At 41.0% G+C, this 25956-nt stretch carries 19 protein-coding genes; 7 read left to right on the forward strand and 12 right to left on the reverse strand.

Annotation, left to right across the window (positions count from 1 at the left end):
- Positions 1-42 precede the first annotated feature (42 nt).
- The 11 genes from AC57BQ_RS03090 to spt form a co-directional block, all read right to left on the reverse strand.
- Positions 43-609, reverse strand: a complete 567-nt coding sequence (locus tag AC57BQ_RS03090) for a CAP domain-containing protein (RefSeq protein ID WP_496404876.1) — start codon at positions 607-609, stop codon at positions 43-45.
- Between the two features lie 170 nt (positions 610-779).
- A complete protein-coding gene (locus AC57BQ_RS03095; RefSeq protein WP_496404877.1) occupies positions 780-1547 on the reverse strand; it encodes a hypothetical protein in 768 nt (255 codons plus the stop codon).
- Positions 1548-1887: 340 nt separating this feature from the next.
- On the reverse strand, positions 1888-3876 hold the full coding sequence (locus AC57BQ_RS03100; protein ID WP_496404878.1) for an IPT/TIG domain-containing protein: 1989 nt from the start codon (positions 3874-3876) through the stop codon (positions 1888-1890).
- Positions 3877-3982: 106 nt separating this feature from the next.
- Positions 3983-4921 (reverse strand): phosphatase PAP2 family protein, encoded by a 939-nt coding sequence (locus tag AC57BQ_RS03105; protein WP_496404879.1) that lies wholly within the window; start codon positions 4919-4921, stop codon positions 3983-3985.
- Between the two features lie 2 nt (positions 4922-4923).
- Positions 4924-5550 carry a sterol desaturase family protein gene (locus AC57BQ_RS03110; RefSeq protein ID WP_090464654.1) on the reverse strand — a complete coding sequence of 209 codons (627 nt, stop codon included), beginning with the start codon at positions 5548-5550 and terminating at the stop codon, positions 4924-4926.
- 230 nt (positions 5551-5780) lie between these two features.
- Positions 5781-6497, reverse strand: a complete 717-nt coding sequence (locus tag AC57BQ_RS03115; protein ID WP_076373710.1) for a CDP-alcohol phosphatidyltransferase family protein — start codon at positions 6495-6497, stop codon at positions 5781-5783.
- Between the two features lie 28 nt (positions 6498-6525).
- Positions 6526-9087, reverse strand: a complete 2562-nt coding sequence (locus tag AC57BQ_RS03120) for a DUF5686 and carboxypeptidase-like regulatory domain-containing protein (protein WP_090464657.1) — start codon at positions 9085-9087, stop codon at positions 6526-6528.
- Positions 9088-9738: 651 nt separating this feature from the next.
- The gene (locus tag AC57BQ_RS03125; RefSeq protein WP_255366848.1) at positions 9739-11055 is read right to left on the reverse strand and encodes an inositol-3-phosphate synthase; all 1317 of its coding nucleotides are present in this window, start codon (positions 11053-11055) and stop codon (positions 9739-9741) included.
- Positions 11056-11298: 243 nt separating this feature from the next.
- A complete protein-coding gene (locus tag AC57BQ_RS03130) occupies positions 11299-12285 on the reverse strand; it encodes an NAD-dependent epimerase/dehydratase family protein (protein WP_496404880.1) in 987 nt (328 codons plus the stop codon).
- Positions 12282-13400, reverse strand: coding sequence for a hypothetical protein (locus tag AC57BQ_RS03135; protein ID WP_496404881.1), 1119 nt, complete (start codon positions 13398-13400; stop codon positions 12282-12284). The genes AC57BQ_RS03130 and AC57BQ_RS03135 overlap by 4 nt, the downstream gene beginning before the upstream one ends.
- A 111-nt stretch (positions 13401-13511) precedes the next feature.
- Positions 13512-14723, reverse strand: a complete 1212-nt coding sequence (gene spt / locus AC57BQ_RS03140; RefSeq protein ID WP_090464670.1) for a serine palmitoyltransferase — start codon at positions 14721-14723, stop codon at positions 13512-13514.
- Positions 14724-15090: 367 nt separating this feature from the next.
- Between spt and AC57BQ_RS03145 the strand changes: the two genes are divergently transcribed.
- The 4 genes from AC57BQ_RS03145 (at position 15091) to AC57BQ_RS03160 (ending at position 21902) form a co-directional block, all read left to right on the forward strand.
- On the forward strand, positions 15091-16443 hold the full coding sequence (locus AC57BQ_RS03145; protein WP_496404882.1) for a TolC family protein: 1353 nt from the start codon (positions 15091-15093) through the stop codon (positions 16441-16443).
- A gap of 151 nt (positions 16444-16594) precedes the next feature.
- On the forward strand, positions 16595-17797 hold the full coding sequence (locus AC57BQ_RS03150) for an efflux RND transporter periplasmic adaptor subunit (protein WP_496404883.1): 1203 nt from the start codon (positions 16595-16597) through the stop codon (positions 17795-17797).
- Positions 17798-17824: 27 nt separating this feature from the next.
- Entirely contained in the window at positions 17825-21004 is a 3180-nt protein-coding gene (locus tag AC57BQ_RS03155; RefSeq protein ID WP_496404884.1) for an efflux RND transporter permease subunit, read from the forward strand.
- Positions 21005-21377: 373 nt separating this feature from the next.
- The gene (locus AC57BQ_RS03160; protein ID WP_496404885.1) at positions 21378-21902 is read left to right on the forward strand and encodes a hypothetical protein; all 525 of its coding nucleotides are present in this window, start codon (positions 21378-21380) and stop codon (positions 21900-21902) included.
- A gap of 90 nt (positions 21903-21992) precedes the next feature.
- Here the strand turns inward: AC57BQ_RS03160 and AC57BQ_RS03165 are convergent, their stop codons facing one another.
- Positions 21993-23186 carry a pyridoxal phosphate-dependent aminotransferase gene (locus tag AC57BQ_RS03165; RefSeq protein ID WP_496404886.1) on the reverse strand — a complete coding sequence of 398 codons (1194 nt, stop codon included), beginning with the start codon at positions 23184-23186 and terminating at the stop codon, positions 21993-21995.
- 90 nt (positions 23187-23276) lie between these two features.
- Between AC57BQ_RS03165 and AC57BQ_RS03170 the strand changes: the two genes are divergently transcribed.
- The 3 genes from AC57BQ_RS03170 to bioA are packed head-to-tail and all read left to right on the forward strand — an operon-like array spanning position 23277 to position 25956.
- A complete protein-coding gene (locus AC57BQ_RS03170; protein WP_496404887.1) occupies positions 23277-24251 on the forward strand; it encodes a cation diffusion facilitator family transporter in 975 nt (324 codons plus the stop codon).
- Positions 24251-24694, forward strand: coding sequence for an NUDIX domain-containing protein (locus AC57BQ_RS03175; protein WP_496404888.1), 444 nt, complete (start codon positions 24251-24253; stop codon positions 24692-24694). Before AC57BQ_RS03170 ends, AC57BQ_RS03175 begins: the two co-directional genes overlap by 1 nt.
- A complete protein-coding gene (gene bioA / locus AC57BQ_RS03180; protein WP_496404889.1) occupies positions 24691-25956 on the forward strand; it encodes an adenosylmethionine--8-amino-7-oxononanoate transaminase in 1266 nt (421 codons plus the stop codon). The genes AC57BQ_RS03175 and bioA overlap by 4 nt, the downstream gene beginning before the upstream one ends.

Consider the following 25956-nt stretch of genomic DNA (forward strand, 5'->3'; position numbering starts at 1 on the left):
CAATAATCTGCACATCTGTAATTTGCACATCCGCACATTGATCTAATCGTGGCTGGTTGAAGGTTGCTGCACCATGCGGTACTTACCCGATTTGATAAGCCTTTGTTGCTCTGGAGAAAATGACTCGCGCCCTCCAAAATCCTGTACCCAGTAATTTCGGTACATAGCAACACCTACTTCTTTAAAATCAGGGTTCATCAGGTTTTTGCAATGGCCCTCGCTTTTAAACCAGCCGTCCATTACTTCGGCAATACTCTGCTGCCCGGCTGCTATATTTTCGCCAATGGCAAAGCTTTTATAGCCTTTAAATTTGTAGCCGGCAGAAATGATGCGGTCTTGCATACTGCGGCCGTCTTTGCTGGTATGGTCAAAATAATTTTGTCGGGCCATATCTTTTGCGTGCTCTTCGGCAGCATCCTGCAGCTTATCATTCCAGGTTAAAGGTGGGGCAGGGGCGTAATATTTTATACCACAATTACAGCCTTTTTGCCTGGTTAAGTTTATCCGGTATAAAAACTCATTTTTAAATTGCCTGCTTTGCCCATAAACTGTGCAAAACGAAAGTAGAGCGGCAACAGTAAAAATGGTTTTAACGATCAATTTCCTCATATCTTACAGTATGACAATTTTCCCGGCAAAGGTTTAATTAAAGTAGCCGGGCGATATAAGCAACGTTTATGATCGTGGTTTTCTTATGCGTAACCGCCATTTACCGTGCCTGCGACACCTGTAATAAATGATCACAGCTATGGAGATCAGCGCAAGCGATACAATAAGTACTACAATGAGGCTATGCGTTTGACTGAGCTTGTTTTGGAGGGCTTTTTCTTGTTGGAGGTAGGTGCTTTTTTTTTGACGATGACTAAATCCCGTTTTTTGATCTGGACAGAGTCCTGGGTATTGATACGTGCTAAACGGTCAATTTCGGTCTGATGGAGGCTGTCATCAATCTCCTCGTGCCGTTTTATGGCCAGCGAGGCTTTATCAAAATCCTTCATTTGCCGGTATAAGCCAGCGAAGCCAACCTGAACAGCCGATTCGTTTTTTGGGTCTTTGTTTTTTATTGAAAGTGTCAGGGCTTCATTCAGATCGCGCATGGCCCATTTATAATCTTTCATATCAGCTTTGATAGCTGAAAGCTCAATTAAAGAAGTAATGATATTGGGCACATCCTTCTTTTGTCGGGATATGGCGTTTGATTGCAGAATGAACCATTTGGCCTGGATATATTTATACTGCTGGCGATAAATTTTTGATAAGTTATTATAGCAGGCACGTAAACCCAAGGTGTCAGAAATATTAGAGAAGTTATGCAGGGCCAGCATGGTATAGTTTAATGCTTCTACCTGGTTGTAATATCTGAATCGCCGGCTGCTGATGGTATCATTCTTTAATAGATACTGGTTAGCTATCTCAACATATATAGGGCCTTTTAACGAATCTTTAGTGATCTGTAATTTTTGTTTAAGACTATCCAGGTCACCCGCTTGCGCTGATAATCGCAATCCGGCAAAAAGGATGAAAAGGCACGTAATCAGTTTCTTCATGTACAGGGTTATCGTATCAACAGTTAATTTGAGTATATACTGTCAAATAGTGTGCCTGTTTCCAACATATCAACCTAAATATTAGTGATATTGAGCGATTTGTAATTTTTTATACTGAGAAGATATTTCTGTAATACAGTTAGGGCCCAAATATTTGCGGGAAGAAGAGATTGTCTTTTCGTAAAACAGGGATGGTATAGTAAATAGTACAATAATTGTATTGATCAAATTGCTTTTTTGCCCAAAGTTTGGTCTGATACGGTACACCGGTGAAGATTGAAGTATATTCACAATAGCAATAAATAATGAGTTTACGTACTGTCACATACCTAATATACTTTTATTGAATATCGTTTACAAGGGCACTATATAGTGTGGTTGCAGTTCCGTTTGTGTTAACTGTCAATACATAACCTTTTGAACCAAGGCCGAAAGAGCTCCTTGTTGATATATAACTTCCGAAACCAACCTGTGGTTTTTGTGTCCAGGTATCAGTTATTGGATTATATTGAAAACAGTTATTGCTATAATTATCGGTAGTTACCCCGCAAACATAGCCCATATTATTAAGTGTAAAGCAACTAGCGGTACCGAAGGCATTTACTAAGGGAGTCTTTGCTGTCCAGGTATCGGTTTGAGGGTCGTATTGTTCCAGCCAATTACCGTTGTAGGTTTTATAAACAATATAGCCCTTAGCGCCAATAACAAAGCTGCCGGCAACACCATCAAAATAAGGACTGTTGAATCCGCTTATCTTTTTCCAGGAGTTTGTTTGGGTATTATAGGCAAAAAAATCGTTAAAGGCACCCACATCAACACCAAAGCCCATATAAACTGTAGTTCCTACCGAAAAAAGCGTGGGAACATTTCTGGCTGCCCCGGGAAATTGTGTTTTGGCGGTTAGCTGTTTGGACGCCGGATCATATTGCCAGAAGGTGCCATTGGCTGCAGCTGAATAAATGTATGCCTTTGAGCTTACTACGGTTACTCCCTGAATATTACCATTGAGTGCAGCTAATTCCTGATACTGCGACCATGTATTTGATTTCGCATCGAATTTAAATACATAGATACTGCCAATGCCCCCAAGCGGTGCCAGGGTATAGGCTTCGTTATTTATCACAAAAGTACTGTTAACAGGACTCGCGAAAGGTAGATTATTTGCCATCATGAGCCATTTATCAGTAATATTTACGCTACCACTATAATTTATTGTTTGTCCTAATACATTTACAGATATAGAGGCTGTCCGGGTTGGATAAGGTGCTTCGGGTATTCTGATTTTAATGCTATTACGCGTTGCTGTAAAGATATTGGCTTTTACCCCGTTTACAAATACCTTATTGTAATCATATTGTGCAGATGGGAAGAAATTATTACCGTTGATGACCAGATAATCTAAGGTATTAGCGCTTGCCGGTACTTGTGAAATTGCAGGACTGGCTAATGAAAATAGTGATGTGCTGGTAACGCTTTGAAATTGAGCAACTACTGTAATGGGTACAGGGGTATTATAAATAGTAGGAACAATCACCGTCATTTTATTTTTACTGGTTCCTATAATTTGTGCCTTAACTGTGCCAAAATCAACCTCTGTGGTAAAGTTACCAACCCGGTCAAAATGATTGCCGATGATTTCCACTGTATCACCTATAAATTTTTTATTGGTAAAAGAGGTGATAATGGGTGTGGATAATTGGTAATTATGATAAGTAGACCTGGTACTATCGCCATCTTTTAGCGTTAAATTGTTACTATAGCGCTGATTCATATAAGGAATTATGCAAGTAATCACAGAATCTGTAATACTTATTCCTGAAGCTTTATATGCATCAAAATAAACGGCTGTTTTTTTAATATCAAAGTATTTGCCATGTATTGTTATGGTATCCCCCATGTCGGCCGTTGCAGGTGTTATACGAGTGATCAGAATTGGCTTACTCCCTTGTGATATGAATGACAATACAGCTCCTTGTTTTTCGGCTCCGTTTAAGCTTTCAAATGCTCTGAAAAAATATTTGTGCCCGCTTTTAAGTCCTTGTAAAATGTCAGTGTAAAAGTTTGCAGTTACCTTTATGCCAAGTGAAATTTTTGTACTCTTTACAAATAAACTGTCCTCGCCGTATTCAAATCCGTAGTCGGTAATCTGGGCATCAGGTATCAATGAACCAAATAACCTTACACCTCCCCCCTCCATTAAACTGTCCTTTAAGGTAACAATGGTCGGCTTGGGGATTGGATCAACCTTTTGCTCTTTTTTGCATGATAACACGGTAACTGAAATAACAAACGAGATTAAAAGAAAGTGAAAGGTAAATTTATGTAACATTTAATAAGCCTTGGTTTTATAAAGGTATAAGATAATTAAGATCATCGTAAATTATGTAGCCCGCGCTCAATGTACTTTGCATAAGTAGGCAGTTTTTACCTATCACTTATAAAATAACCTGCTCGTATTTATCAATGGAGGTTTGCATCCATTTTACTTTGGCCATCAACAGGTTAAACAGGGATATGCCCAATACAGCTGTAGTAATACCCGCCAAAACATCCAATACATAATGATGACTTGCATATACAGCGGTAAACCAAATACCCAACATCACAATGGCAAAGAATACACTGGCAACCTTATACCGATTCTTTATACCGTAATACAAAACAATAACCGGGTAAGAGGAGTGAAGCGATGGCACAGCCGCGAATACATTAGAGCCTTTGGTATAGATGGATTTAAATATACCTGCATGAAAATACGCGTCGAACTTGGCCAGGCCAGCTACGTTACCCGCTGTTAATGGCGTAAAATGAAAGCCATAATACTGAACATACCATGGCGGTGCAGCCGGAAATGTATAATAAATAACAAAGCCCAGCAGGTTCACCAGTACAAAGGTGAACGAGAAATATAAAAATTGCCGTTTGTTTTTAAAGAATAAAAAGGCGGCAAAACCTAAAGGCACAGGTATCCAACATAGGTAAAATAAACCTGTTACCACATCCATAAAGGTTGTGCCATGAATGCGCCAGTATTCGTTAGGGGTTAATAATTTACCATTGTTATGTATCCCGAAGATGTGCTTTTCAAAATTGTACAGATCGGCTATATGAACGGCTGTGTAATGGTAGTTTGGGAAAGCCTTCATATAGTCAAATATGATCCAGTACACGATGAATATACTGAAGCCCAATATGAACTTACGCGTAACTCCTGATAGGTAAAATAGCGAATTAAATATGGCTACGAGTATCAACTCTGATGAGTTATAGCCAATAAGGAAATAGGAGATCAGTAAATAACCTATTGAAAGAAGTGAAACAGTTAATATACTTTTTGTATTAACCGTTACGCTATGATGCCCGGTACTATCCACCCTTATTTTTTTAGAAAACCTGAACGGAATATTTTGTCCCACAGCGGAGAGCTCACACCGTAACCTTTTTCAGGATCCTGGTAATGATGCAGCATGTGGTGTTGTTTGATTCTTTTGAAAAGGCCACTTTTAAAGTTAAAATGATGCATGGCATAGTGCGATATATCATAAAACAGGTAGCCTAATATAAAACCCGGGAAAAAACCGAATATGTAGTTTACCGGCAGCAAGGCTTTAAACAAAAAGTAAAACCCCGTAGCCAGTGGAATGCTTAATGACGGTGGCAATACCAAACGTTTGGCATCGCTTGGGTAGTCATGATGAACGCCATGCATTATAAAATGCAGCCTTTGTGCCCACTTCCAATTTTCGTTTGGTTGATAGTGGAAAATAAAACGGTGCATAATGTACTCAACAATGGTCCAGATGAATAAACCGGCTATAAACAAACCGGCATATAGCAAAAAGCTCATTCCCGCTTCAAAAAAAGCTTCGTAAGTACATACTAAAATAACAGGTACAAAAATATACAAGGGTACGGTATAATGTACCTTTGATAAAAGTTCTAAAAAGTCGCTTTTAAACATTCTCACAGACTCCTGAGAATTGGAGACATAATTCTTTTTCATAGCATATCAGGTTTTAAAACTTTGATGATTTCTCTGCCTGTTATTGTCTTTTTAATAATATATAAGTCAGTAAAACCTAACTGGGTTCAATTTTAATAAAGATTTACTCATGTGTAAATACCTTTATTAAATTGTTACGAAGATATGATATTTAGCTTGGTTTTGAGTACCGAGTTTTGAGTTTTGGATTTTGAGAGCTCATCACTCAAAACTTCACCACTTAAAACTAATTATCTTTTCTCTGCTTCAATTAAAGCTCTTTTGGCTTCTCTTAACCTGTTAAACGCGGTAATATTAGTAAGCACGGCCAGTATCACCAATGGAATGGTGAATATAGATATGGTTTCAAACACATGAAACTTAATACCGGGTATAAATAATTTATAATTACCGCCAATGTACTGGGCCACTATACCACTTAAAGCGGCACATAAGCCAATGGTTACTACACGCTCGGGTCTTTGCATTAATCCACCTTTAACCTCAACACCTAAACCCTCGGCACGGGCCCTTACGTAACTTACCATCATAGAACCTATCAGCGCAATGAAAGCAGCTATTGAGCTTACAAAATAATGGTGGGCAACCAGGTAATAACAGATCCCCAGAAACATGATCAACTCGCTGTAACGGTCAAGCACCGAATCATACAAAGCGCCAAAGGTTGATTTCATGTTACCTAAACGAGCTACCTGTCCGTCGAGCATATCAAATAAACCGGCAAACAAAATTAAACCGCCGGCCCAGCCCACATAGCTCAGGTCGCCACGGTTACCTTCTTCGGCGCCTAATATAAATATGGCGGCTACGCCTACATTTAACACAAAACCAATTGAAGTAACTGCATTTGGGGTTAACCCAACTTTGATAAGAATTTTTACAAAGGGATCAATAACCTTGTAAATACCTAGCTGTAGGTTTGTTCTTATTGATGTTTGCTGTTCCATTTTTTTGTAATTATTTCGCTATACAAAATTAAAAATCAAATTTGACACGTACACGGATACCTGAACTCGGAACATCCGGGTGATCTAAATAATTAAATCGTCTCACGTAATCAATCCGTATAAATTTAAATATATTTTCGACACCAACACTACCTTCAACATAAGGTGTTTTGCCCAGTGCATAAGTGATCGGCAACCCATTAGCATCAATCGGTAACTGATATAATGAGGGATGAATGTTTGGGTTATTTTTATCACTTAAACCACCATACAATACTTTTGCCGAAAAAGTCTCGCGCCATTTTAATCTTTTCAACAAAGGTATTTTATTGAAAAAGAAACCGCCGAAGTGATGGTCTATCCTGAAGCTCGCATACTTATCGCTGGCAAACTCCAAAAAGTTCATCAAGTTATAAGAATCAATATCATAAGCATACGTTTGGTTAGCCTGGTGTATGGTTAACAACGGGAACGGTACCTGCCCGAATATTTTTCCAGCTGAGATATTCAGGTCTGAATATCCCAATTGCGACAGGTATAAACGTTTGTCGATCCTGAAATCAAGTTTCTGGTAGTTATACTCGCCATTAAACAAACCTTTAACGCCTGAAGCATAATCAAGCTCCAATGTCGGATATTTATTAGGAATAGGTATACGATAGATCTTACCCTGATAAAATTCTTCATGAGGCGACCAGCGGATGCTTCCGGTAAGTTCGGTAGTGGTTAAAGAGTGAATAACATTAGGCTGTCCGTCCACCACATTATTAAAATATAGCGACCCGGCAGGCATTTGTTTCCAATTTTTAAACCCTGCTCCAAAGGATAAATGGCTCTCCAGCTCATGTACATAATCCAGGCGATAAAAATCATTGTACAGGTATTTATCATTGGTACCACGTTTAAATGATAACAAAAAGTTATCCTCCTGCACAAACTGAAGGTTTGCTCCCGGTATTTTAGTGTCTTTCTGGTAGCTTGCCCTGATATAATTTTGCGGGAATTTGTAGATGGATTTTTTGTTAAGCGAATAGGTAGCACTTAAAAAGTATTTCCACTTTTCGTCTTTAAAGCCATAAGCGGCATACGTTTCAAAATAGTAGCGTTTGCTTAACTCCGGTGTGGTACGCCCACCAAGCCTCAAACGTAAGCCTTCAACCGGGTTAAAGCTATAGAATGTGTTGGCAGGGCCTATTTCAAATTTACCGAAACCTTTATAACCAGCAAGAAGCAGTGTGGCAATATCCACAGTACGCTTGTATGATGGCATGTTGCGGAGGCTATCCACATTTTTGTAAACTTTGGATTCGGCGGTTGTTAAGGTATCCAGGCGGTTATGCGCCCAAAAATCGGCAGTCCTGGTTTTGGCCTCATCTGTTGATTCTTCCGATTGTTTGGTATAAGCAGTATCCGCAAGTGGGTGATTCACCACGTAGTTTTTATACGTAATAGTGCGCATACCCAGCAGCCCGCTTTTACCTTCCTTTTTGGTAGCCCCAAACTCGGCTATAGTATTACTGCGGCTCAGGTGATAACGATTATCCGGGTTTTGTTCAAAATCCAGATCAACCTCCATCGAGCGTATAAAGTTGATGTTAATGTGTTTATTGATCTTCAGTACCGCTTTTTGTACAGCATAATTACCATCAAGGGTAATGTATATCATCCCCTCAAAAAGCACATCGTTACTATTACGGGGTGTAAAGCTTAACTCAACCAATTTTTGATTCTTGGCATCGGTAATGGTATCGGTTATGAAGAATTTATAATAGTTAGGTGAATTGTTGGATATCGGGCTTAAAAACTGACTGGTGATCAAAAATATATCATTGTCATAAATATCCACATTGTTGTACAGGTGTTTGAAATACTGTTTAACACCTTCATTGTCAACTGCCGGTCCGAAGTTTACACCACGCTGGCCCAAAACAATCTCGCGTTTCTTTTCGGGGTTTTTGCGGTAATAATTTTGTGATAATTTTTCGTCCAGGTAAACCGGTAATATCGATTTTCCGGGTAAAATGGTACTGTCGCGATTATCGATGATGAACTTATACTTTTTGAAGAATTTTCTGTCTGAAAACGCGGCTGATACGTTGATAAACCCGAACATCATTTTATCATATTCACGGTATTCTACATAATCATAAGCTTCAGGACGATTTTTAGGTTTGTTTTCGATAACCTGGCGTATCAGCTCAACAGCGGGATTGTCCTTATTGCGATATTTAGGTTTTTTACCCGACTTTACCACTACCTCGTTCAATTGCTTGGCCGAAGGAAAAAGCTTTACGTTTATAACCTGCTCTTTACCGGGCTCTACAGCTAAAAAAGCATCTTTGTAACCTAAAAAAGAAATTTTTATTTGTTTAAGTGTAGCGTTTGTGGTCGAAAGTCGGTATTTACCATTATTATCGGTAGCAACACCAGTAGAAGTACCCGGAAACGATACAACAACATAAGGAAGGGTTTGTCTGTTGCTGGCATCTGTAACTGTACCGGTTATGACAGTAGTTTGCGCAAATAATGATGAAGCAGAAAAAAAGAGTATTAAAAAAAATAAACTTTTATAAAAATTTTTAAAATCCATGTACTTTATGCAATTATGCAAATACAAACTCTTTGTTTTATCTCCAATCCCTTATCATCTGTGGCAAACTATCTGTATCATTCATCATGATCACCTGACAGCTAATTATTATTTAAAGCACAAATCTTTGTAACTAGTATCAATCAAATCAATATTAATCACCTCCTGTGTAACGGCAGGAATAGTTTACCAAACGCTTATTTTGCATTGGCGTAGCTATCCCATTAGCTTGTAATTGCGCTTCAAAGGTAGAAAAATTTATTACAGACTAATGTGGTCAAAAAGTCAAATATTCCCTATGGAAAGCGTTTAAACCACGTTTATCTGCTAAATATTACCGTTAAATTATATTACACTGAAAACGGCGCTATGCCTTATATATTATGAGCTGTTGATGAGCTGTATTGTTTTATAATTTACGTAAAGTGTTGAATCTTAGATTGCTTTGAAACAGGCAAGTAATAGTTGTTGTCAGATTTAACAAAGTTTAACAACCTGAAAACAAATATTTTACACAATCAATAAATCAGGGCTTTACGTATTAGAGATAAGCGATCAGCTAACCGGGAGCAATTATAAGCAAAAAAATAACCAGTTGTATACCGCTTTGGCTGTAAAACAACTGGTTATATGAAATTAGTTCAGGGTATTTTATGCTTCGGCGTAAGCCTCTTCATAATAGTCTAAGCCCAGGTGGGTTATCAGATCTTCACCCATCATGTAACGTAAGGTATTTTCTAACTTGATGAGTTGTTTAAATATATCATTCTCCGGGCGAAGGCCTTCGGCTGTTTGAGGCGATTTCAGGTAAAATGACAACCATTCCTGTATACCGCTCATGTTAGCCCTTTTGGCCAGATCGCAAAATAAAGCCAGGTCAAGAGCGATAGGGGCAGCCAGGATAGAATCGCGGCAAAGGAAATTGATCTTGATCTGCATTTTGTAACCCAACCAGCCAAAAATATCAATGTTATCCCAGCTTTCTTTGTTATCGCCGTGAGGAGGGTAGTAGTTGATCCGGATCTTGTGATAGATCTCGCCGTAAAGCTCCTGGTTTTCTTCGGGCTTAAAAATATCTTCCAGCACTCCTAATTTGGATACCTCTTTGGTTTTAAAATTGTCTGGATCATCCAGTACCAAACCATCGCGGTTACCTAATATATTGGTCGAGAACCAACCGTGTACACCTAATGAACGTGCAGCCAGGCCCGGAGCCAAGATGGTTTTCATTAAAGTTTGACCTGTTTTGAAATCTTTACCGGCAATTGGACTTTGGGTTTCTTTTGAAAGCTCAATCAAGGCCGGGATATCAACAGTTAGGTTAGGGGCACCATTAGCAAAAGGTACGCCTAGTTTTAAAGCCGCGTAAGCGTAGATCATACTCGGCGCTATTAGTTTATCATCGTCAAGCAAAGCCTGCTCAAAAGCGGCCAGTGTTTGGTGTATGGCTGATGCCTCATAATAGATCTCGGTTGAACCGCACCAAACTAAAACAACCCTGTCGAGCCCGTTTTGCTCTTTGAAGTTTTTGATGTCTTCCATCACCTGCTGGGCAAGCTCATAACGTGTACCTTGTTTTACGTGTGTACCGTTCAGGTTTTTGGCGTAATTTTTATCAAAGGCGGCCTTCATTGGTTTGATGGATTCCAGCTCAGCCTTAACCGAGTTTAATAATGCAGGCTCTAAAACTTTTGCATTGGCTGCTGCTTCATATACGTTATCTTCATAAACATCCCATCCGCCAAAAACTATATCTCCCAGATGAGCAAGTGGCACAAAATCTTGAATCTTAGGATTGCGGTTCTCCGTTCTTTTACCTAAACGGATATGACCCATTTGGGTAAGTGAACCTATGGGTTGTGAGATGCCTTTTTTTACTGCTTCAACACCGGCAATCAGTGTAGTGGCCACAGCTCCTAAACCTGGGATAAGGATACCCAGTTTGCCTTCGGCGGGGGAAATTTTCATTTTCATTGACTTATTTATTGTTGATTATTGGAGAAAGGTGTTATTTGTCTTCCTCCGTGGTTTTTACTCTATTTTGTTTATTTATTCCTCTTTTTAGCATTACTTAAACGTTTAAGTAATGCTAAAAAGAGCTGTTTTGTATTTTGTTCATTCCGTGTTTAAAAATAACTTAAACGTTTAAGTTATGAAATAAAACAACGGAATTTTTAATTTCATTATTAATAAATTATTTAATTGTTGATATCAGAGCCATTTATTGGCCTTGTACCATGTTAGTGTTTCGGCTAAACCTGATTTGAGGTTATAAGCCGGATAAAAGCCCAGATCTGATTTTGCGCTTTCGTTGTCGCAATACCAGTTTACGGCCATGAGCTCATCTATCTTTTCAATATTCACTACGGCCGCTTTATTTCTCAAAGAACTTACTTTTTCTGATACAGCGGCTATTATTTTTACAAAATTTACAGGCAAATGAAATTTGAAGGTAGTTATACCCAATATTTCTTTGGTCAGATCGCCTAACTCGTACTTGCTGTAAAAGTTTCCATCGCTCAGGTTATAGGTTTGATGATTGCCACCGTATAAGGCCTTTATAGCTGCTTTGGCCACATCTTTTACATATATAAAGCTTAATTTTTGTGAAGCCCTACCAATATATGGTTCAAGACCCTTTACCACTTGCTTAAAAAATATAAATATGCCGGTATCTCTTGGTCCATAAACGGCAGTAGGCCGTAGTATAGTATAGTTTAAGTTTTCAACCGTTCTTAACTGCTCCTCGGCCAGGAGTTTGCTGCGGCCATAAGCAGTTACCGGGGCAGGAGGGGTGGCTTCGGTTATAATACCGGTTAACGTTTTAAGCGGACCTATTGCAGCTAAACTTCCTATCAACACAAACTTTTGCAAATTTGGACAGGCATTGGCTGCTGCTGTTGCCAGGTTGTGTGTGTAGGTAGCATTGATGTGATTGTATTCGGCTTGCGAGCGGGCAGAAGTAACGCCAGCCGCATGAATAATGTAATCGGGCTTAATATCGGCAAGCTGTTGTTTTAACGTAGGCAGATCTTTATAATCAAGTTGCACATAATTGATATCAAAGTGTTTGAGATGTTCAATATTGCTGCTTTTGCGTACTGCAGCATAAACTTCCAGATCATTTTGTAATGCTTCCTCAATTAAATGATACCCAACAAAACCACTTGCACCGGTTATTAAAACCCGTTGTTTCATATGGCCTTTTCGTATAGCCTGTATTTTTTGTAGGGATCGCCATTGATGGCCTCTATGGCACGGTTTACCATATCGTTGTGTTCCAGGGTCCAGCCGGCTTCAGCTTGTTTCATGCCTTTGCGCCTATATTCTTTAATAATGGTACCATACAAACAGGCTTCGATACCCATTTTACGATAGCCATCAATAACACCCAAGGCATATATACGCAGGCTTTGTATTTTTTTTCGACCGAAAAGCAATTTAAAAATGCCGGTCGGCAATAAGCGACCACGTTTAATTTTCTTAAATATCTCGTTATAGTTGGGCAGAGCCAATCCAAAAGCCACTATTTTACCTTCCTGTTCGGCAACCAGTACAAAATCTTTATCAAGTATTAACTTAAGATCTTTGGCCAGGTAATCAAATTCATCATCTGTTAAAGGAACAAATCCTTCGTTATGATCCCAGGCCGAGTTATAAACTTCGCGGAGTTTAATGGATTCTTCTTTAAATTTTTTGAGGTTGATGGTACGGATAACAATATTATTGCGTTTTAAGCGCTCTTCCAATGCTGTTAATAAGCGTACTGATTTATCGTCGTAACTTTTATCGTCCCAATGCCAGGCAATCAGATCGGCGTTCTTAATAAAGCCAAACCCGTCTATCAGGTCGGCGTAATAAGGGGCGTTATAAGTTTGCATTAAAAACGGAGGACTGTCAAAGCCTTCTATTAATAGGCCGCAAGGTTCGTTGGTTGAAAAGTTAACCGGGCCGATCAGTTTTTTATTTACGCCCTTTTGCTTAAGCCAATCGGTAACCGTGTTGAAAAGCGTTGTTGCTACCTCTTTATCATTAATGCAATCAAAAAAGCCAAAAAAACCATCGTTGGTATTGTTGAATTTGTTGTGTGCATTATTGAGTATTGCTGCAATGCGACCAACAATCTTATCACCATCATATGCTAAAAAAGTTTGCACGGTATTGTGCTTATGAAATGGGTGTATGGTTAAGAGGTCTCTTTGAGCTATGAACAATTCCGGGACGTAGTTTGGATCGTCCTGATACAAATCATGTGGAAAATCAATAAATGAAGCTAATTCTTTTTTCGAATTAACAGTTACAACTTTTATCATGAGTGGTATTTATAAAATTGTTGTGGTATGGCGTAAAAATATGAAACGCCCGTGTGCAAGAGCTTATTTTTAATAAAATATAGCTATGAGCACACGGACGTTTTTGTTTATTTAGATATTTTCTTTAACAGAAGCTGTAGATACACCAACTTCTTTAAACGCTTTTGAAAGTTTTTCAACAGCTTCGTCAATTTGAGCAAAGGTGTGGGTAGCCATTAATGAAAAACGCAGCAATGATGAATCTGAAGGTACGGCTGGCGAAACCACTGGGTTAACAAATACACCTGCAGCTTGCAGATATTTGGTTACCAGGAAGGTTTTTTCGTTATCACGTACATAAATAGGTAATATCGGACTTTCTGTTGGGCCAAGGTCAAAACCTTCATCCAACAGCAGTTTTTGCGCGTAGTTGGTATTATCCCAAAGTTTCTGGATACGCTCTGGCTCAGATTCAATAATATCCAATGCTGCAATTACACTCGCAACCGAACCAGGAGGCATACTTGCACTAAACATTAATGAACGTGCACGATGCTTAATATAATCAATAGTATCCTTATCAGCAGCAATAAAACCACCTAATGATGCCAATGATTTACTGAATGTGCCCATGATCAGGTCAACATCATCAGTAAGGTTAAAGTGCGATGCGGTACCTGCACCTTTATGGCCAATAACACCTAAACTGTGCGCGTCGTCAACCATAATGTTGGCACCAAACTCGTCGGCCAGTTTAACTATCTCCGGCAATTTAACAATATCACCCTCCATGCTGAATATACCATCAACAGCAATAACCTTCACAGCCTCTTCAGGCAGTATACTCAGTTTACGCTGAAGATCGGCCATGTCATTATGGGCGTATTTAATCACTTTCGAAAATGAAAGTCTGCTGCCGTCAATGATAGAAGCATGATCATATTCATCTAATATAAGATAATCATTACGGCCTGTAATGCATGAAAGCACACCCAGGTTAACCTGGTAACCGGTGCTGAGCAAAACTGTAGCTTCTTTGCCAACATAGCTGGCAAGCCTGTTCTCTAACTCGATATGAATATCAAGTGTACCATTCAAAAAACGTGAACCGGCACAACCTGTACCGTATTTGTCAATTGCCTTCTTTGAAGCTTCTTTAATCTTTGGGTGATTGGTTAGCCCTAAGTAGGAATTGGAACCAAACATTAACACCCTTTTGTTATCTATTATTACTTCAGTGTCCTGAGCAGACTCAATAGGCCTGAAATAAGGATACAATCCCTTCTCCCGGAGCATATTTGCAACCTGGAACTCGGCGATTTTCCCATGTAGTTTTTTAACCATGTATTAACCCTGCTTAAATTTTGTGTAAAAATACCATGAATAAGCATATAACCTATATGGTAAATGTAATTTTTTTAAAAAATGCTTCTCCTGAACTCAAAAAGGCCAGAAACATTCCATATTCTATCACGGCAAATTAATTAAATTTTTTATTTATTTCGCACCACAATTTTTCATTTTTTTGTAAAAAGCCCAAAAACATATGATTTTGGCATGTTTTTATAAATTTTACGTAAAATTTTTGTTCTTGATTTTAATTTAGTAATATTAATCACATATTCGCACTTCCCCTGTGCAAATCAACAAAAACTATAAGATTAACTTTTTGTTCTTTTTGCGGACAATGAACGTCACCTATAGCCACCCTATGAAAAAAAATAAGTATTTAGTATTTTTCATTTCCATCGCCTTAACATTAACTTTACATTCAACAACCTGGTCACAAACGGTTGCCGACAGCGTTAACGGCCCTGTTTCATTAAAACAGTGTGTTGAGTTTGCACTGCGCAACCAACCGGCGGTACGCCAGGCCTCTATTGATGAGCAGATCAATGAAAAGGATATCCGGATAGGGCTTTCTGCATGGCTGCCTCAGATCACCGGATCAGGTATATATAATTACTATTTTAAGGGTACTCCACAAGCCGGGGCGTCCGGAGCTAACTTTCCGGCCAGTTCAGGGATACGCAACCTTTCCACACTTGGCTTGCAGGCCAGCCAGGTTATTTATAATAATGATGTGTTACTGGCAGCCAAAACAGCTAAATACTCCCGCCAGTACTATAAACAAAACACGCTTAGCAGCCAGATCAACGTGGTATCTGATGTGAGCAAGGCATTTTTTGACGTATTGCTTTCTCAAAAACAACTTAACATCACCAATGAAGACATCATCCGTTTGCAAAGAAGCCTGAAGGATGCGTATAACAGGTATCAGGCTGGGGTGTCAGACAAAACAGACTATAAACAAGCAACCATATCGCTCAACAATTCACTGGCCACACGTAAACAAACCGAAGAAGCCATTAAAAGTAAGACAGCTTATTTAAAACAGATCATGGGAATCAGTGCATCAAAAGACTTGTCGCTGGCTTATGATTCAACACGTTATGAACAGGCCGCCGTTATTGATACCAATCAGCAGTTGGATGTAAACAACCGTATTGAATACCGTTTGCTGCAAACCAGTAAAGTATTGCAAAACGTTAATGTGAATTATTACAGATATGGGTTTTTACCCTCTTTATCAGCAGTAGGCAGCTATAACCGGGCTTATTTCAGTCATGATTTTTCTGATCTGTATAACCAGGCTTATCCAACCGGTTATGCGGGGCTTACTTTAAGCCTTCCTATTTTCCAGGGCACAAAACGCTTGCAAAACTTAAGCAAAGCCAAGTTACAGGTTGAACGTACCGATCTTGACCTGGAAAATAGCAAAAACACCATCAATACCGAATATGTGCAGGCGCTGGCCAATTACAAAAGCAATTACACCAGTTACCAGCTGATCAGGCAGAATGTTGACCTAGCTAAGGACGTATATAAAGTAGTAAGCCTGCAATACCGGGAAGGTGTTAAAACTTATTTAGATGTTATAGTTTCCCAATCAGACCTGCGAACCGCAGAGTTGAACTATTATAATGCATTGTTCCAATTGTTATCAAGCAAAATAGATCTGCAAAAAGCATTGGGAACGCTTGGCGTAGATACTAATCAATAATTTAAATAGCAAAGCACCTGAACTCGCTTAAATAAACGAATAACTGCGCAGCACTCATGAGTACCGCTAAAGAAACAAACAACCAACAAATAATTGCGGAGCACTCATGAGTACCACTAAAAAAACTAAGAACCAACGAATAATCACTACGATGAAAAACAGATATATATACTGGTTAGCCCCTGCGGCCTTATTGGCATTAGCTTCTTGCAAAGGTAAAAGTGCACAAAATGCGCCCTTGCCGCCAACTCCTGTAAACTTAGTCGAAGCTAAAAAAGCCGAGGCTATCTATTACGATCAGTACCAGGGTACGGTTGTATCTATTAATACTACCGAGCTCAGGAGCCAGGTGCCCGGCTTTGTAACAGGCATATTTTTTAAAGAGGGGGAAGTTGTGCAAAAGGGTAAAGTATTATATGAAATTGATAAACGTAAATACGTGGCTGCTTATCAACAGGCAGAAGCCAACGTATTGAGCGCTCAAGCAAACCTGGTTAAAGCTCAAAAAGACATCGACCGTTATAATATGCTGTTGAAGAATGACGCGATCGCACGTCAGACTGTTGACCAGGCTGCAGCAGCTTACGAAACCGGCAAAGCCAACGTAGCTGTAGCTAAGGCGGCATTGGCATCAGCCCATACCGATCTTTCTTACGCTACTATTACTGCTCCGTTTACCGGTCGTATCGGTATATCACAAGTAAGGCTGGGTACGCAGGTAACAGCAGGCACTACCTTATTAAATACCATATCGGCCGAACATCCGATGGGGGTTGACGTGGTAGTGAATGAGCAGGACATTCAACGTTTTTATAAATTACAACAGGCAAGCAGCGATACCACTTTTAAGCTGCAGATGTCTGACGGGATAACCACTTATAATAAACCCGGTAAAGTTTTAGCCATTGACAGAGGGGTAAATAACCAAACCGGTACCATTAAAGTAAGGATCCAGTTTCCGAATGAGGATGGTGTATTAAAAGATGGTATGAGCTGCGTGCTCAAAGTTCTTAATAACCAATCTGGCGATAGGGTACAGATCCCTTATAAAGCCATTACCGAGCAAATGGGTGAGTTCTTTGTGTTTGTGAGCAAGGATACCACATTTGTTGATACCACTAAAAATAACGAAAAGGTAGAGGCGCTCATTGCCAAACAGCATAAAGTTGTTTTAGGTCCGCGGGTGGGTTTCGATGTAGTGATCATGAGTGGTGTTGAACCAGGTGATAAAGTAGTTACCGAAGGTTTCCAGCGTTTACGTGATGGTGGCAAAATTGTACTGGGCGATCCGTCTAAAACACCTGCTCCGGGGCAGGGAGCACCAGCACAGGGAAAACAACAAGGAAGCAAGTAACCGGTATTTTTATAAAACACAACCAGAATGATAGCAGATACCTTTATACGAAGACCAGTTACCGCTATAGTTATATCCTTAGTGATAGTAATTGTTGGTATCCTGGCAATAGGTAGCCTGGCCATAGGTCAGTATCCGGAAATTACACCGCCAACGGTAAACATCACCGGTACCTATACCGGTGCCGATGCGCTTACAGTTGAACAAACAGTGGCAACCCCTGTTGAAGTGCAGGTGAATGGTACACCAGGCATGACCTACCTGCAAAGTAACAGTACCAGCAATGGTGCCATGAGCATGACCGTTAACTTTGAAGTAGGTACCGATATTAATATAGCCGCTCTTGACGTGCAGAACCGTGTGGGTATTGCCACACCAACATTGCCGCAAGAGGTACAGCGCCTGGGTTTAACCGTGCGTAAACGTAACCCAAGTATTTTGATGCTGGTAGCCATGTTTGCTCCAAAGGGCTCACATAATGTTACTTTTTTAGATAACTATACCAACGTTTTTGTGCGTGACGCGCTTTTACGCGCCAAAGGTGTGGGCGACGTGTTTACACGTGCCGATGACTTTAGTATGCGTATATGGCTTAAGCCTGATAAGATGGCCGCTTTAGGAATGACGGCGGGCGATGTAACCGCAGCCCTGGCCGAGCAAAACGCGCAGGTAGCCGCAGGTTCGGTGGGTTCAACCCCGCAAGAGAATGGGCAGCCATTTGAATATACGGTTTTGGTTAAAGGACGTTTAAGCAGCCAGGCCGAGTTTGAAAATATTATTGTACGTACACAACCAAATAACGGTGCTATTGTGCATCTGAAAGATGTGGCTCGTGTAGAACTAGGTAAGTTTAACTATGCCGGTAACTCCTTTGTTGATGGCAAGCGCGCTTCCTATTTGCTGGTTTATCAGGCACCGGGCAGTAATGCCATTGAGACTGCAAATAATGTGTACTCCACCATGGAGCAGCTCAAAAAATCATTCCCTGCTGATGTGGATTATGTAGTACCTTTTGAATCGGTAACGGTGGTAAAGGTATCCGTGAGCGAGGTAATTGAAACACTGGTCATAGCACTGGTGCTGGTTATTGTGGTGGTATTCCTGTTTTTACAAAGCTGGCGTACCACGCTTATCCCGGTATTGGCTATCCCGGTATCTATCATTGGTACATTCATCTTCTTTATCCCGCTGGGTTTCACCATTAATACACTTACACTGTTCGGTTTCGTACTGGCCATCGGTATTGTGGTGGATGATGCCATTGTGGTGGTAGAATCGGTGCAGCACTATATGGACGAGGAGGGGATGTCGCCCAAAGAAGCTACGATACATGCCATGCGCGATATATCCGCGCCGGTTATAGCCATCGCATTGATATTGGCGGCTGTGTTTGTGCCGGTAGGTTTTGTGCCAGGCATTGTAGGGCGTTTGTATCAACAGTTTGCTATTACTATCGCCATATCGGTATTGATATCGGCCTTTGTGGCACTTTCATTAACACCCGCACTTTGTACGCTGATATTGCGACCCCGTAAATTGGACGAGCAGTCGAAAGGACTTGATAAGTTCTTCTTTAAATTCAATGCATGGTTTGAGCGGGTAACCGGCAGATATCGTAATGGTGTTGATAAGAGTATCAAAAACTCCAAATTCATAATAATTATACTGGTATGTATTATTGTGGGTACCATTATTCTGTTTCAGCGTAAACCAAGCGGTTTTATCCCAACAGAGGATGATGGCCGTATTTACATCACCTATGATCTGCCCGAAGCTTCGTCAACACAGCGTACCGTAAAAGTATTGCATGAAATGATGCGTACCCTGGATAGTGTTCCCGAGATTGGTCACTATGCGGCATTGGGCGGTTTGAATGCGGTAACCTTCGCAACCAAATCAAACAGTGCTACCATATTTGTGCAGCTAAAACCCTGGGATCAGCGTAAAGGCAAGCAACATACCATATTCCCGTTGGTAGCTATGCTGCAGAAAAAACTTTCGCGATTTAAAGAAGCCAGCGTGGTTGTAATTCCGCCGCCGGCTATACCTGGTTTGGGTAACACCGCGGGTTTCTCGTTCATACTGGAAGAGAAGCAAGCCGGAGGGGATATCAAGTATTTTGAATCTGTAATGCGTAATTTTATAGCCGAATTAGGTAAACGCCGCGAAATTTCAAAAGCATTCTCGTTCTTTACCGCCCGTACACCGGCATATCAATTAACTATCGACAGGGAAAAAACCAAAAGACTTGGTGTGGCCCTGTCTGATGTAAACGCGGCCCTGCAAACTTATATGGGTAGCTCTTACATCAATGACCTGACGTTGTACGGTCGTACATTCCGCGTATTGGCCCAGGCCGATACCAACTATCGTACAAATATCCAGAACATTGGGCAGTATTTTGTGCGTAACCAGGCCGGTACCATGGTACCGCTTAGCACATTGACTACTTATAAAGTAATTGAAAATGCTCCCTTAATATCGCATTATAACCTGTTCCGTTCTGCCGAGATAGATGGTAACCCCGCACAAGGCTACAGTAGCGGCGACGCGCTGAATGCCCTGGAAGAGGTGGCTGCTAAAACTTTGCCGCAAGGTTATGGCTACGAGTTTTCGGGACTGAGCCGTGAGGAAAAATTATCGGGATCAAAAACCATTTACATCTTTATGTTGTCCATAGGTTTCGTGTTCCTGTTCCTGGCTGCCTTGTATGAGAGCTGGTCGGTACCATTCTCGGTACTGCTGGCCGTGCCTCTGGGTGCCTTCGGAGCTATCCTGTTCCTTACATTTAACCAAAGTTTGGATAACAACGTTTACGCGCAGATTGGTTTGATCACGTTGATCGGTTTGGCGGCCAAAAACGCCATCCTGATTGTGGAGTTTGCCAAAGAACGTGTGGATAGTGGTATGGAGCTGGAGAAAGCTACGCTTGAAGCTGTACGTTTGAGGCTAAGGCCGATTATCATGACCTCCATGGCATTTATATTGGGCGTGGCGCCCTTGTTATTTGCAACAGGTGCAGGTGCCGTAGCCCGTCAAACCATAGGGTGGACGGTGTTTGGCGGTATGCTTGCGGCCACTTCTTTGGCCATATTCATTGTACCGGTATTGTTCTTTATCATTACACGCTTTGCTTATGGTAAAGAAAAACTGGCTGAGCTCGAGAAAAACTACGATCCTCATAAAAGTCATGAACCCGAGGTTTAATATTTTCGATTAAAACAAAAAAGGAGAGGCATTGCCTCTCCTTTTTTGTTTGAGTTGATTTTGAGATCAGGTATCGCCCATATAAATATTAGGCAAAACAGAACAAAAATTCATCATTTACCGACATAAACCTGTTAAGGGATATAACTTTTTGTGCCGAAATTTAGCCTGTGCTTAAGGTTTATAGCTATTTGTTTTGATTAACTGATTAGAATGTGAAGGGGTTGATTATCAATGTTTAATGCGGTATGTCATGAGCCGGTTGGGATTTTAGCAATGTTAAAGCTGGAGCAGATTACTATAATGGCAAAGTATTTGTTAAGGAGGTGTTAATACAATAAAAATTGTAGAGTATATACTAAAAAACACAGTTATGAAAACAATGACAAAAATTATAGCCGGAGCGTTTACTGCCTTAGCTATATTTATCGGAACGAATGTAAAAGCCCAAACCGTTGATAAAAGCGCGTTGCGTTTAGGCATTGGAATTGAAGGAGGTATCCCAACCGGAAACATTCATGAACTTTCAAAGTTTGAATTGGGCGGAACCGCACGTTTGCAGTATGGTTTAAGCAATAACCTGGCTCTTACATTAACATCTGGTTATTATAATTTTTTCGCCAGCCAATTGTCTAAAGATCTGGGAGGTAAAAGTTCTGGTATGGTACCTGTTAAGCTTGGTATTAAAGCTTTCTTTGCTCCAAGCATTTATTTTGGTGCAGAAGCTGGTGCCGGTTTTGAAACCCAGAGTGAGGGTAATACAAAATTAATATTATCTCCAGGCTTAGGTTGGGCTAATAAATCATGGGATGTTGGCGTACGTTATGAAAACTTCTCGGGCCAAAGCTCTAACTATGGTCTTGTGGGCTTACGTATTGCTTACGGATTCGGTTTGTAAGATTTTTACATGAATTATTTAAAAAGCCCCTCAGCATTTGCTGAGGGGCTTTTTTGTTGTTTGAACCCTATATTAATCAAGGTTTAGATATTATTTCAATTTACCTAAGGCTTCTTTGATCCTGCGCACAGCTTCTATCAGTTTATCTTCTGCAGCTGCGTAAGAGATACGGATAGATGATGGATCGCCAAAAGAATCACCACCTACGGTTGCCACGTGGCCTTCTTCCAACAGGTAAATACTCAACTCGTCGGCATCTTTTATGGTTCGGCCATTATAGCTTTTTCCAAAGAAAGAAGTCACATTTGGGAAAAAGTAAAACGCACCATCGGGCAGGTTAACTTTAACGCCTTCTACATCGCTTAATAGCTTGTAAACAATATCACGGCGTTTTTTGAAGGCTGCGCGCATTTCCAGCACGCTTTCCAATCCACCTTCGTAAGCGGCAACACCCGCGCGTTGTGTGATAGAGCAAGTTCCTGAAGTGATCTGGCCCTGCATTTTGTCACAGGCGGCTGCAATTTCGGAGTTTGAGGCGGTATAGCCAATTCTCCAACCGGTCATGGCAAAAGCTTTCGACCATCCGTTGATGATCACTACACGGTCTTTAATATAATCAAACTGTGCTATGGACTCGTGCTTGTCAATAAAGTTGATATGCTCATAGATCTCATCACTCAGAATGTATACATGCGGGTGTTTTTCAAATACTTTGGCCAGTCCTTCCAGCTCATCTTTACTGTAAACACTACCGGTAGGGTTACAAGGTGAGGAGAACATGAACAGTTTGGTTTTTGGCGTAATAGCGGCCTCCAGTTGTTCCGGGCTTATTTTAAAGTTTTGCTCAACAGTAGTATTAATGAATACGCTTTTACCCTCGGCCAGTTTTACCACCTCTGAGTAAGATACCCAGTAAGGAGTAGGGATGATCACCTCTTCCCCCGGGTTTACCAAACACAATACGGCGTTAGCAATAGCCTGTTTGGCACCGGTTGATACCACGATCTGGCTAAAATCATAATCCAGGTTGTTTTCGTTCTTTAGCTTGGCAACTACTGCCTTGCGCAGGTCAGGGTAGCCGGCTACTGGCGTATAGTAGGTAAAGTTTTTATCCATGGCCTGCTTCGCTGCCTCCTTGATGTGCTCAGGGGTATGAAAGTCAGGTTCGCCAAAGCTAAGGCTGATCACGTCGACACCTTTAGCGGCAAGTTCACGGCCTAATTTGGCCATCTTAATTGTTGCAGATTCGGACAAGTTATTGATCCGGGTACTTAATGCGCTCATATAAATTATGTTATCGCGGCAAATATAGAAAATAACTTTACTGCTACTTACGCTTGTTATTTATAAATTTGTCGCCTAATAAAGATTGGCTTGAAAGAACAAAAAAGGATCATATTAATTTCGCTGATTACAGGCATTGTGCTCATGCTGGCGAAGTTTGGAGCATATTTTTTAACAGCATCTAATTTTGTATTGACCGATGCCGCCGAAAGCATTGTAAATGTAATTGCCAGCGCTTTCGCCTTCTTCAGCATTTACCTTTCATCGCAACCCCGGGATGAGAACCATCCCTACGGACACGGCAAGGTCGAGTTCTTCTCCGTTTTTATCGAGGGCTCGCTTATCGGTATTGCTGGTGTGATGATCATCATCAAATCTGTTTACAGTTTACTATATCCTAATGCCATCCATGATCTGCTTACCGGTGCTGCTATTATTGGCGCTACAGGACTTATAAACGGGGCACTGGGCTACTACATGATACAAAAAGGCAAGGCACTACGCTCCATCACACTGGATGCCGACGGCCGCCACCTGATTGCCGACATGGTAACCAGCATTGGCCTGGTAGCCGGCTTAATGCTTATCCACTTCACCGGTATCCAGTGGCTCGATAGTGGTTTATCTATCCTGGTGGCATTATATATTATATATAGCAGCTACAAGCTGATCCGTAAATCGGTAGCGGGTTTAATGGACGAGGCCGATTTTCAGGTGGTAACTGATATTATCAATGTACTGAGCGAAAAACGCCGCGAATCATGGATTGATGTGCATAACCTGCGCGCCCAGAAATATGGCAACGAACTGCATATCGATTGCCACATGACCTTGCCCAATTATTTCGACCTGAACCATGTGCATGCCGAAGTGTCCTTAGTTGATAAGATGATCAATAAGGAGGTCGGTATTAAAACCGAGTTGTTTATCCACTCAGACCCCTGCGTACCCGATTGCTGTCATTACTGCAGCATGCCCAATTGTCCTATCCGGTCTGAACCGCAAACCGAAGTCATTGCCTGGACAATGGATAAAGTAGTGCGCAACAAAAAACACTTTGAATAATGAAAGAGTATTTTAACGTACGGGTATATGGTCTGTTGATCAACGAGCAAAACGAGGTACTGATCAGTGATGAACAGGAATACGGGCATCGTTTCATCAAATTTCCTGGCGGCGGATTGGAAATAGGCGAGGGGTTGATCGATGGGTTAAAACGTGAATTTGTAGAAGAGTGTGAAGTGGAAGTAGAGATCATCAGCCATTTTTATACCACTGATTTCTTCGTCCGTTCGGCATTTAACAACTCGCAGATCATCAGCGTATATTATAAAGTTAAAAATACTACTCCCTTAAATTTTCCTGTAAAAACCATCGCTTATGATTTTGATGGTGAGGGCGATGTGCTGCAGGCTTTCAGATGGGTAAAAATAGCTGATCTGACTACTGATGACGTCACTTTCCCTACCGACAAGCGTGTGGTAGAACTATTAAGAGCAGAACTATGAATTTAACCGAACGCGACCTTAAAGTAATCTGGCATCCCTATACCCAAATGAAAACCGCCGCACCGCCAATAGGCATAGTGCGCGGCGAAGGAGCCGGTTTGTTTGATGAAGAGGGCAAAAAATATATCGACGCGGTATCATCCTGGTGGGTAAATATTCATGGGCATGCGCACCCGTACATCGCCAAAAAGGTATCGGAGCAATTGCACAAACTGGAGCATGTGATATTTGCCGGCTTTACCCACGAAGGCGCCGTTGAACTGGCCGAAAGGTTGCTGGCCATTTTACCCAACAACCAGCAAAAAGCATTTTATTCCGATAATGGCTCAACCGCTATTGAGGTGGCCATAAAAATGTGCCTGCAATACTGGCTCAACAAAGGCGATCAGCGTACCAAGATCGTGGCGTTTAAAAACGCCTATCACGGCGATACTTTTGGAGCTATGGCCGTAAGTGGCCGTAGCGCATTTACAGCCGCATTTGATAGCTTGTTGTTTGAAGTAGAGTTTATTGACTTACCCAATGAGCAAAATATAGAAAGCCTCAAATCTCACATCTCACATCTCAAATCTGAACTGGCTTGTTTTATCTTCGAGCCATTAGTACAAGGATCTGCCGGTATGATCATGTATGAGGCAGAATATCTGAATCAGTTGATGGCTCATTGCAAGCACGAGAATGTGCTGATGATAGATGATGAAGTGTTTACCGGTTTTGGCCGTACAGGCAAACGCTTTGCCTGCGATCATCTACAGGTTCAGCCAGATATTATGTGTTTCTCCAAAGGTCTTACAGGCGGCACCATGGCATTGGGTTTAACCACCTGTACCCAACAGATCTATGATGCTTTTTTGTCTGAGGATAAGCTTAAAACGCTGTTTCACGGGCATTCCTTTACGGCTAACCCGGTTGCTATCGCATCAGCGCTGGCCAGTCTTGATCTTTTCCTGGAGCCAGCTACGGCGGCCAATATGCAGCGTATCGAGGCATCGCACCAACAATTTGCTACTAAAATAGAACATCACCCTAAAATAAAAACCGTAAGGCAAACCGGTACCATATTGGCTATGGAATGGGAAACGGGCGATAATACCTCGTACTTTAGCTCGCTGCGCGATAAATTGTATCACTACTTTCTGGCCGAAGGTATTATATTGCGCCCGCTGGGCAATGTTATTTATATTTTACCCCCATATTGCATTACTGATGCCGAACTCGGTTATGTTTACAGCAAAATTGAGCAGGCACTTGAAGAAATATAA

The sequence above is a fragment of the Mucilaginibacter sp. BGA-UO-ETr-C110 genome (genome assembly GCF_059567985.1).

Excerpts from the sequence above, each read along its gene's own strand:
- AC57BQ_RS03090 (WP_496404876.1), bottom strand. The coding sequence starts at position 609 with ATGAGGAAATTGATCGTTAAAACCATTTTTACTGTTGCCGCTCTACTT.
- AC57BQ_RS03095 (WP_496404877.1), bottom strand. The coding sequence starts at position 1,547 with ATGAAGAAACTGATTACGTGCCTTTTCATCCTTTTTGCCGGATTGCGA.
- AC57BQ_RS03100 (WP_496404878.1), bottom strand. The coding sequence starts at position 3,876 with ATGTTACATAAATTTACCTTTCACTTTCTTTTAATCTCGTTTGTTATT.
- AC57BQ_RS03110 (WP_090464654.1), bottom strand. The coding sequence starts at position 5,550 with ATGAAAAAGAATTATGTCTCCAATTCTCAGGAGTCTGTGAGAATGTTT.
- AC57BQ_RS03115 (WP_076373710.1), bottom strand. The coding sequence starts at position 6,497 with ATGGAACAGCAAACATCAATAAGAACAAACCTACAGCTAGGTATTTAC.
- AC57BQ_RS03120 (WP_090464657.1), bottom strand. The coding sequence starts at position 9,087 with ATGGATTTTAAAAATTTTTATAAAAGTTTATTTTTTTTAATACTCTTT.
- AC57BQ_RS03125 (WP_255366848.1), bottom strand. The coding sequence starts at position 11,055 with ATGAAAATTTCCCCCGCCGAAGGCAAACTGGGTATCCTTATCCCAGGT.
- AC57BQ_RS03130 (WP_496404880.1), bottom strand. The coding sequence starts at position 12,285 with ATGAAACAACGGGTTTTAATAACCGGTGCAAGTGGTTTTGTTGGGTAT.
- AC57BQ_RS03135 (WP_496404881.1), bottom strand. The coding sequence starts at position 13,400 with ATGATAAAAGTTGTAACTGTTAATTCGAAAAAAGAATTAGCTTCATTT.
- spt (WP_090464670.1), bottom strand. The coding sequence starts at position 14,723 with ATGGTTAAAAAACTACATGGGAAAATCGCCGAGTTCCAGGTTGCAAAT.
- AC57BQ_RS03145 (WP_496404882.1), top strand. The coding sequence starts at position 15,091 with ATGAAAAAAAATAAGTATTTAGTATTTTTCATTTCCATCGCCTTAACA.
- AC57BQ_RS03150 (WP_496404883.1), top strand. The coding sequence starts at position 16,595 with ATGAAAAACAGATATATATACTGGTTAGCCCCTGCGGCCTTATTGGCA.
- AC57BQ_RS03155 (WP_496404884.1), top strand. The coding sequence starts at position 17,825 with ATGATAGCAGATACCTTTATACGAAGACCAGTTACCGCTATAGTTATA.
- AC57BQ_RS03160 (WP_496404885.1), top strand. The coding sequence starts at position 21,378 with ATGAAAACAATGACAAAAATTATAGCCGGAGCGTTTACTGCCTTAGCT.
- AC57BQ_RS03165 (WP_496404886.1), bottom strand. The coding sequence starts at position 23,186 with ATGAGCGCATTAAGTACCCGGATCAATAACTTGTCCGAATCTGCAACA.
- AC57BQ_RS03175 (WP_496404888.1), top strand. The coding sequence starts at position 24,251 with ATGAAAGAGTATTTTAACGTACGGGTATATGGTCTGTTGATCAACGAG.
- bioA (WP_496404889.1), top strand. The coding sequence starts at position 24,691 with ATGAATTTAACCGAACGCGACCTTAAAGTAATCTGGCATCCCTATACC.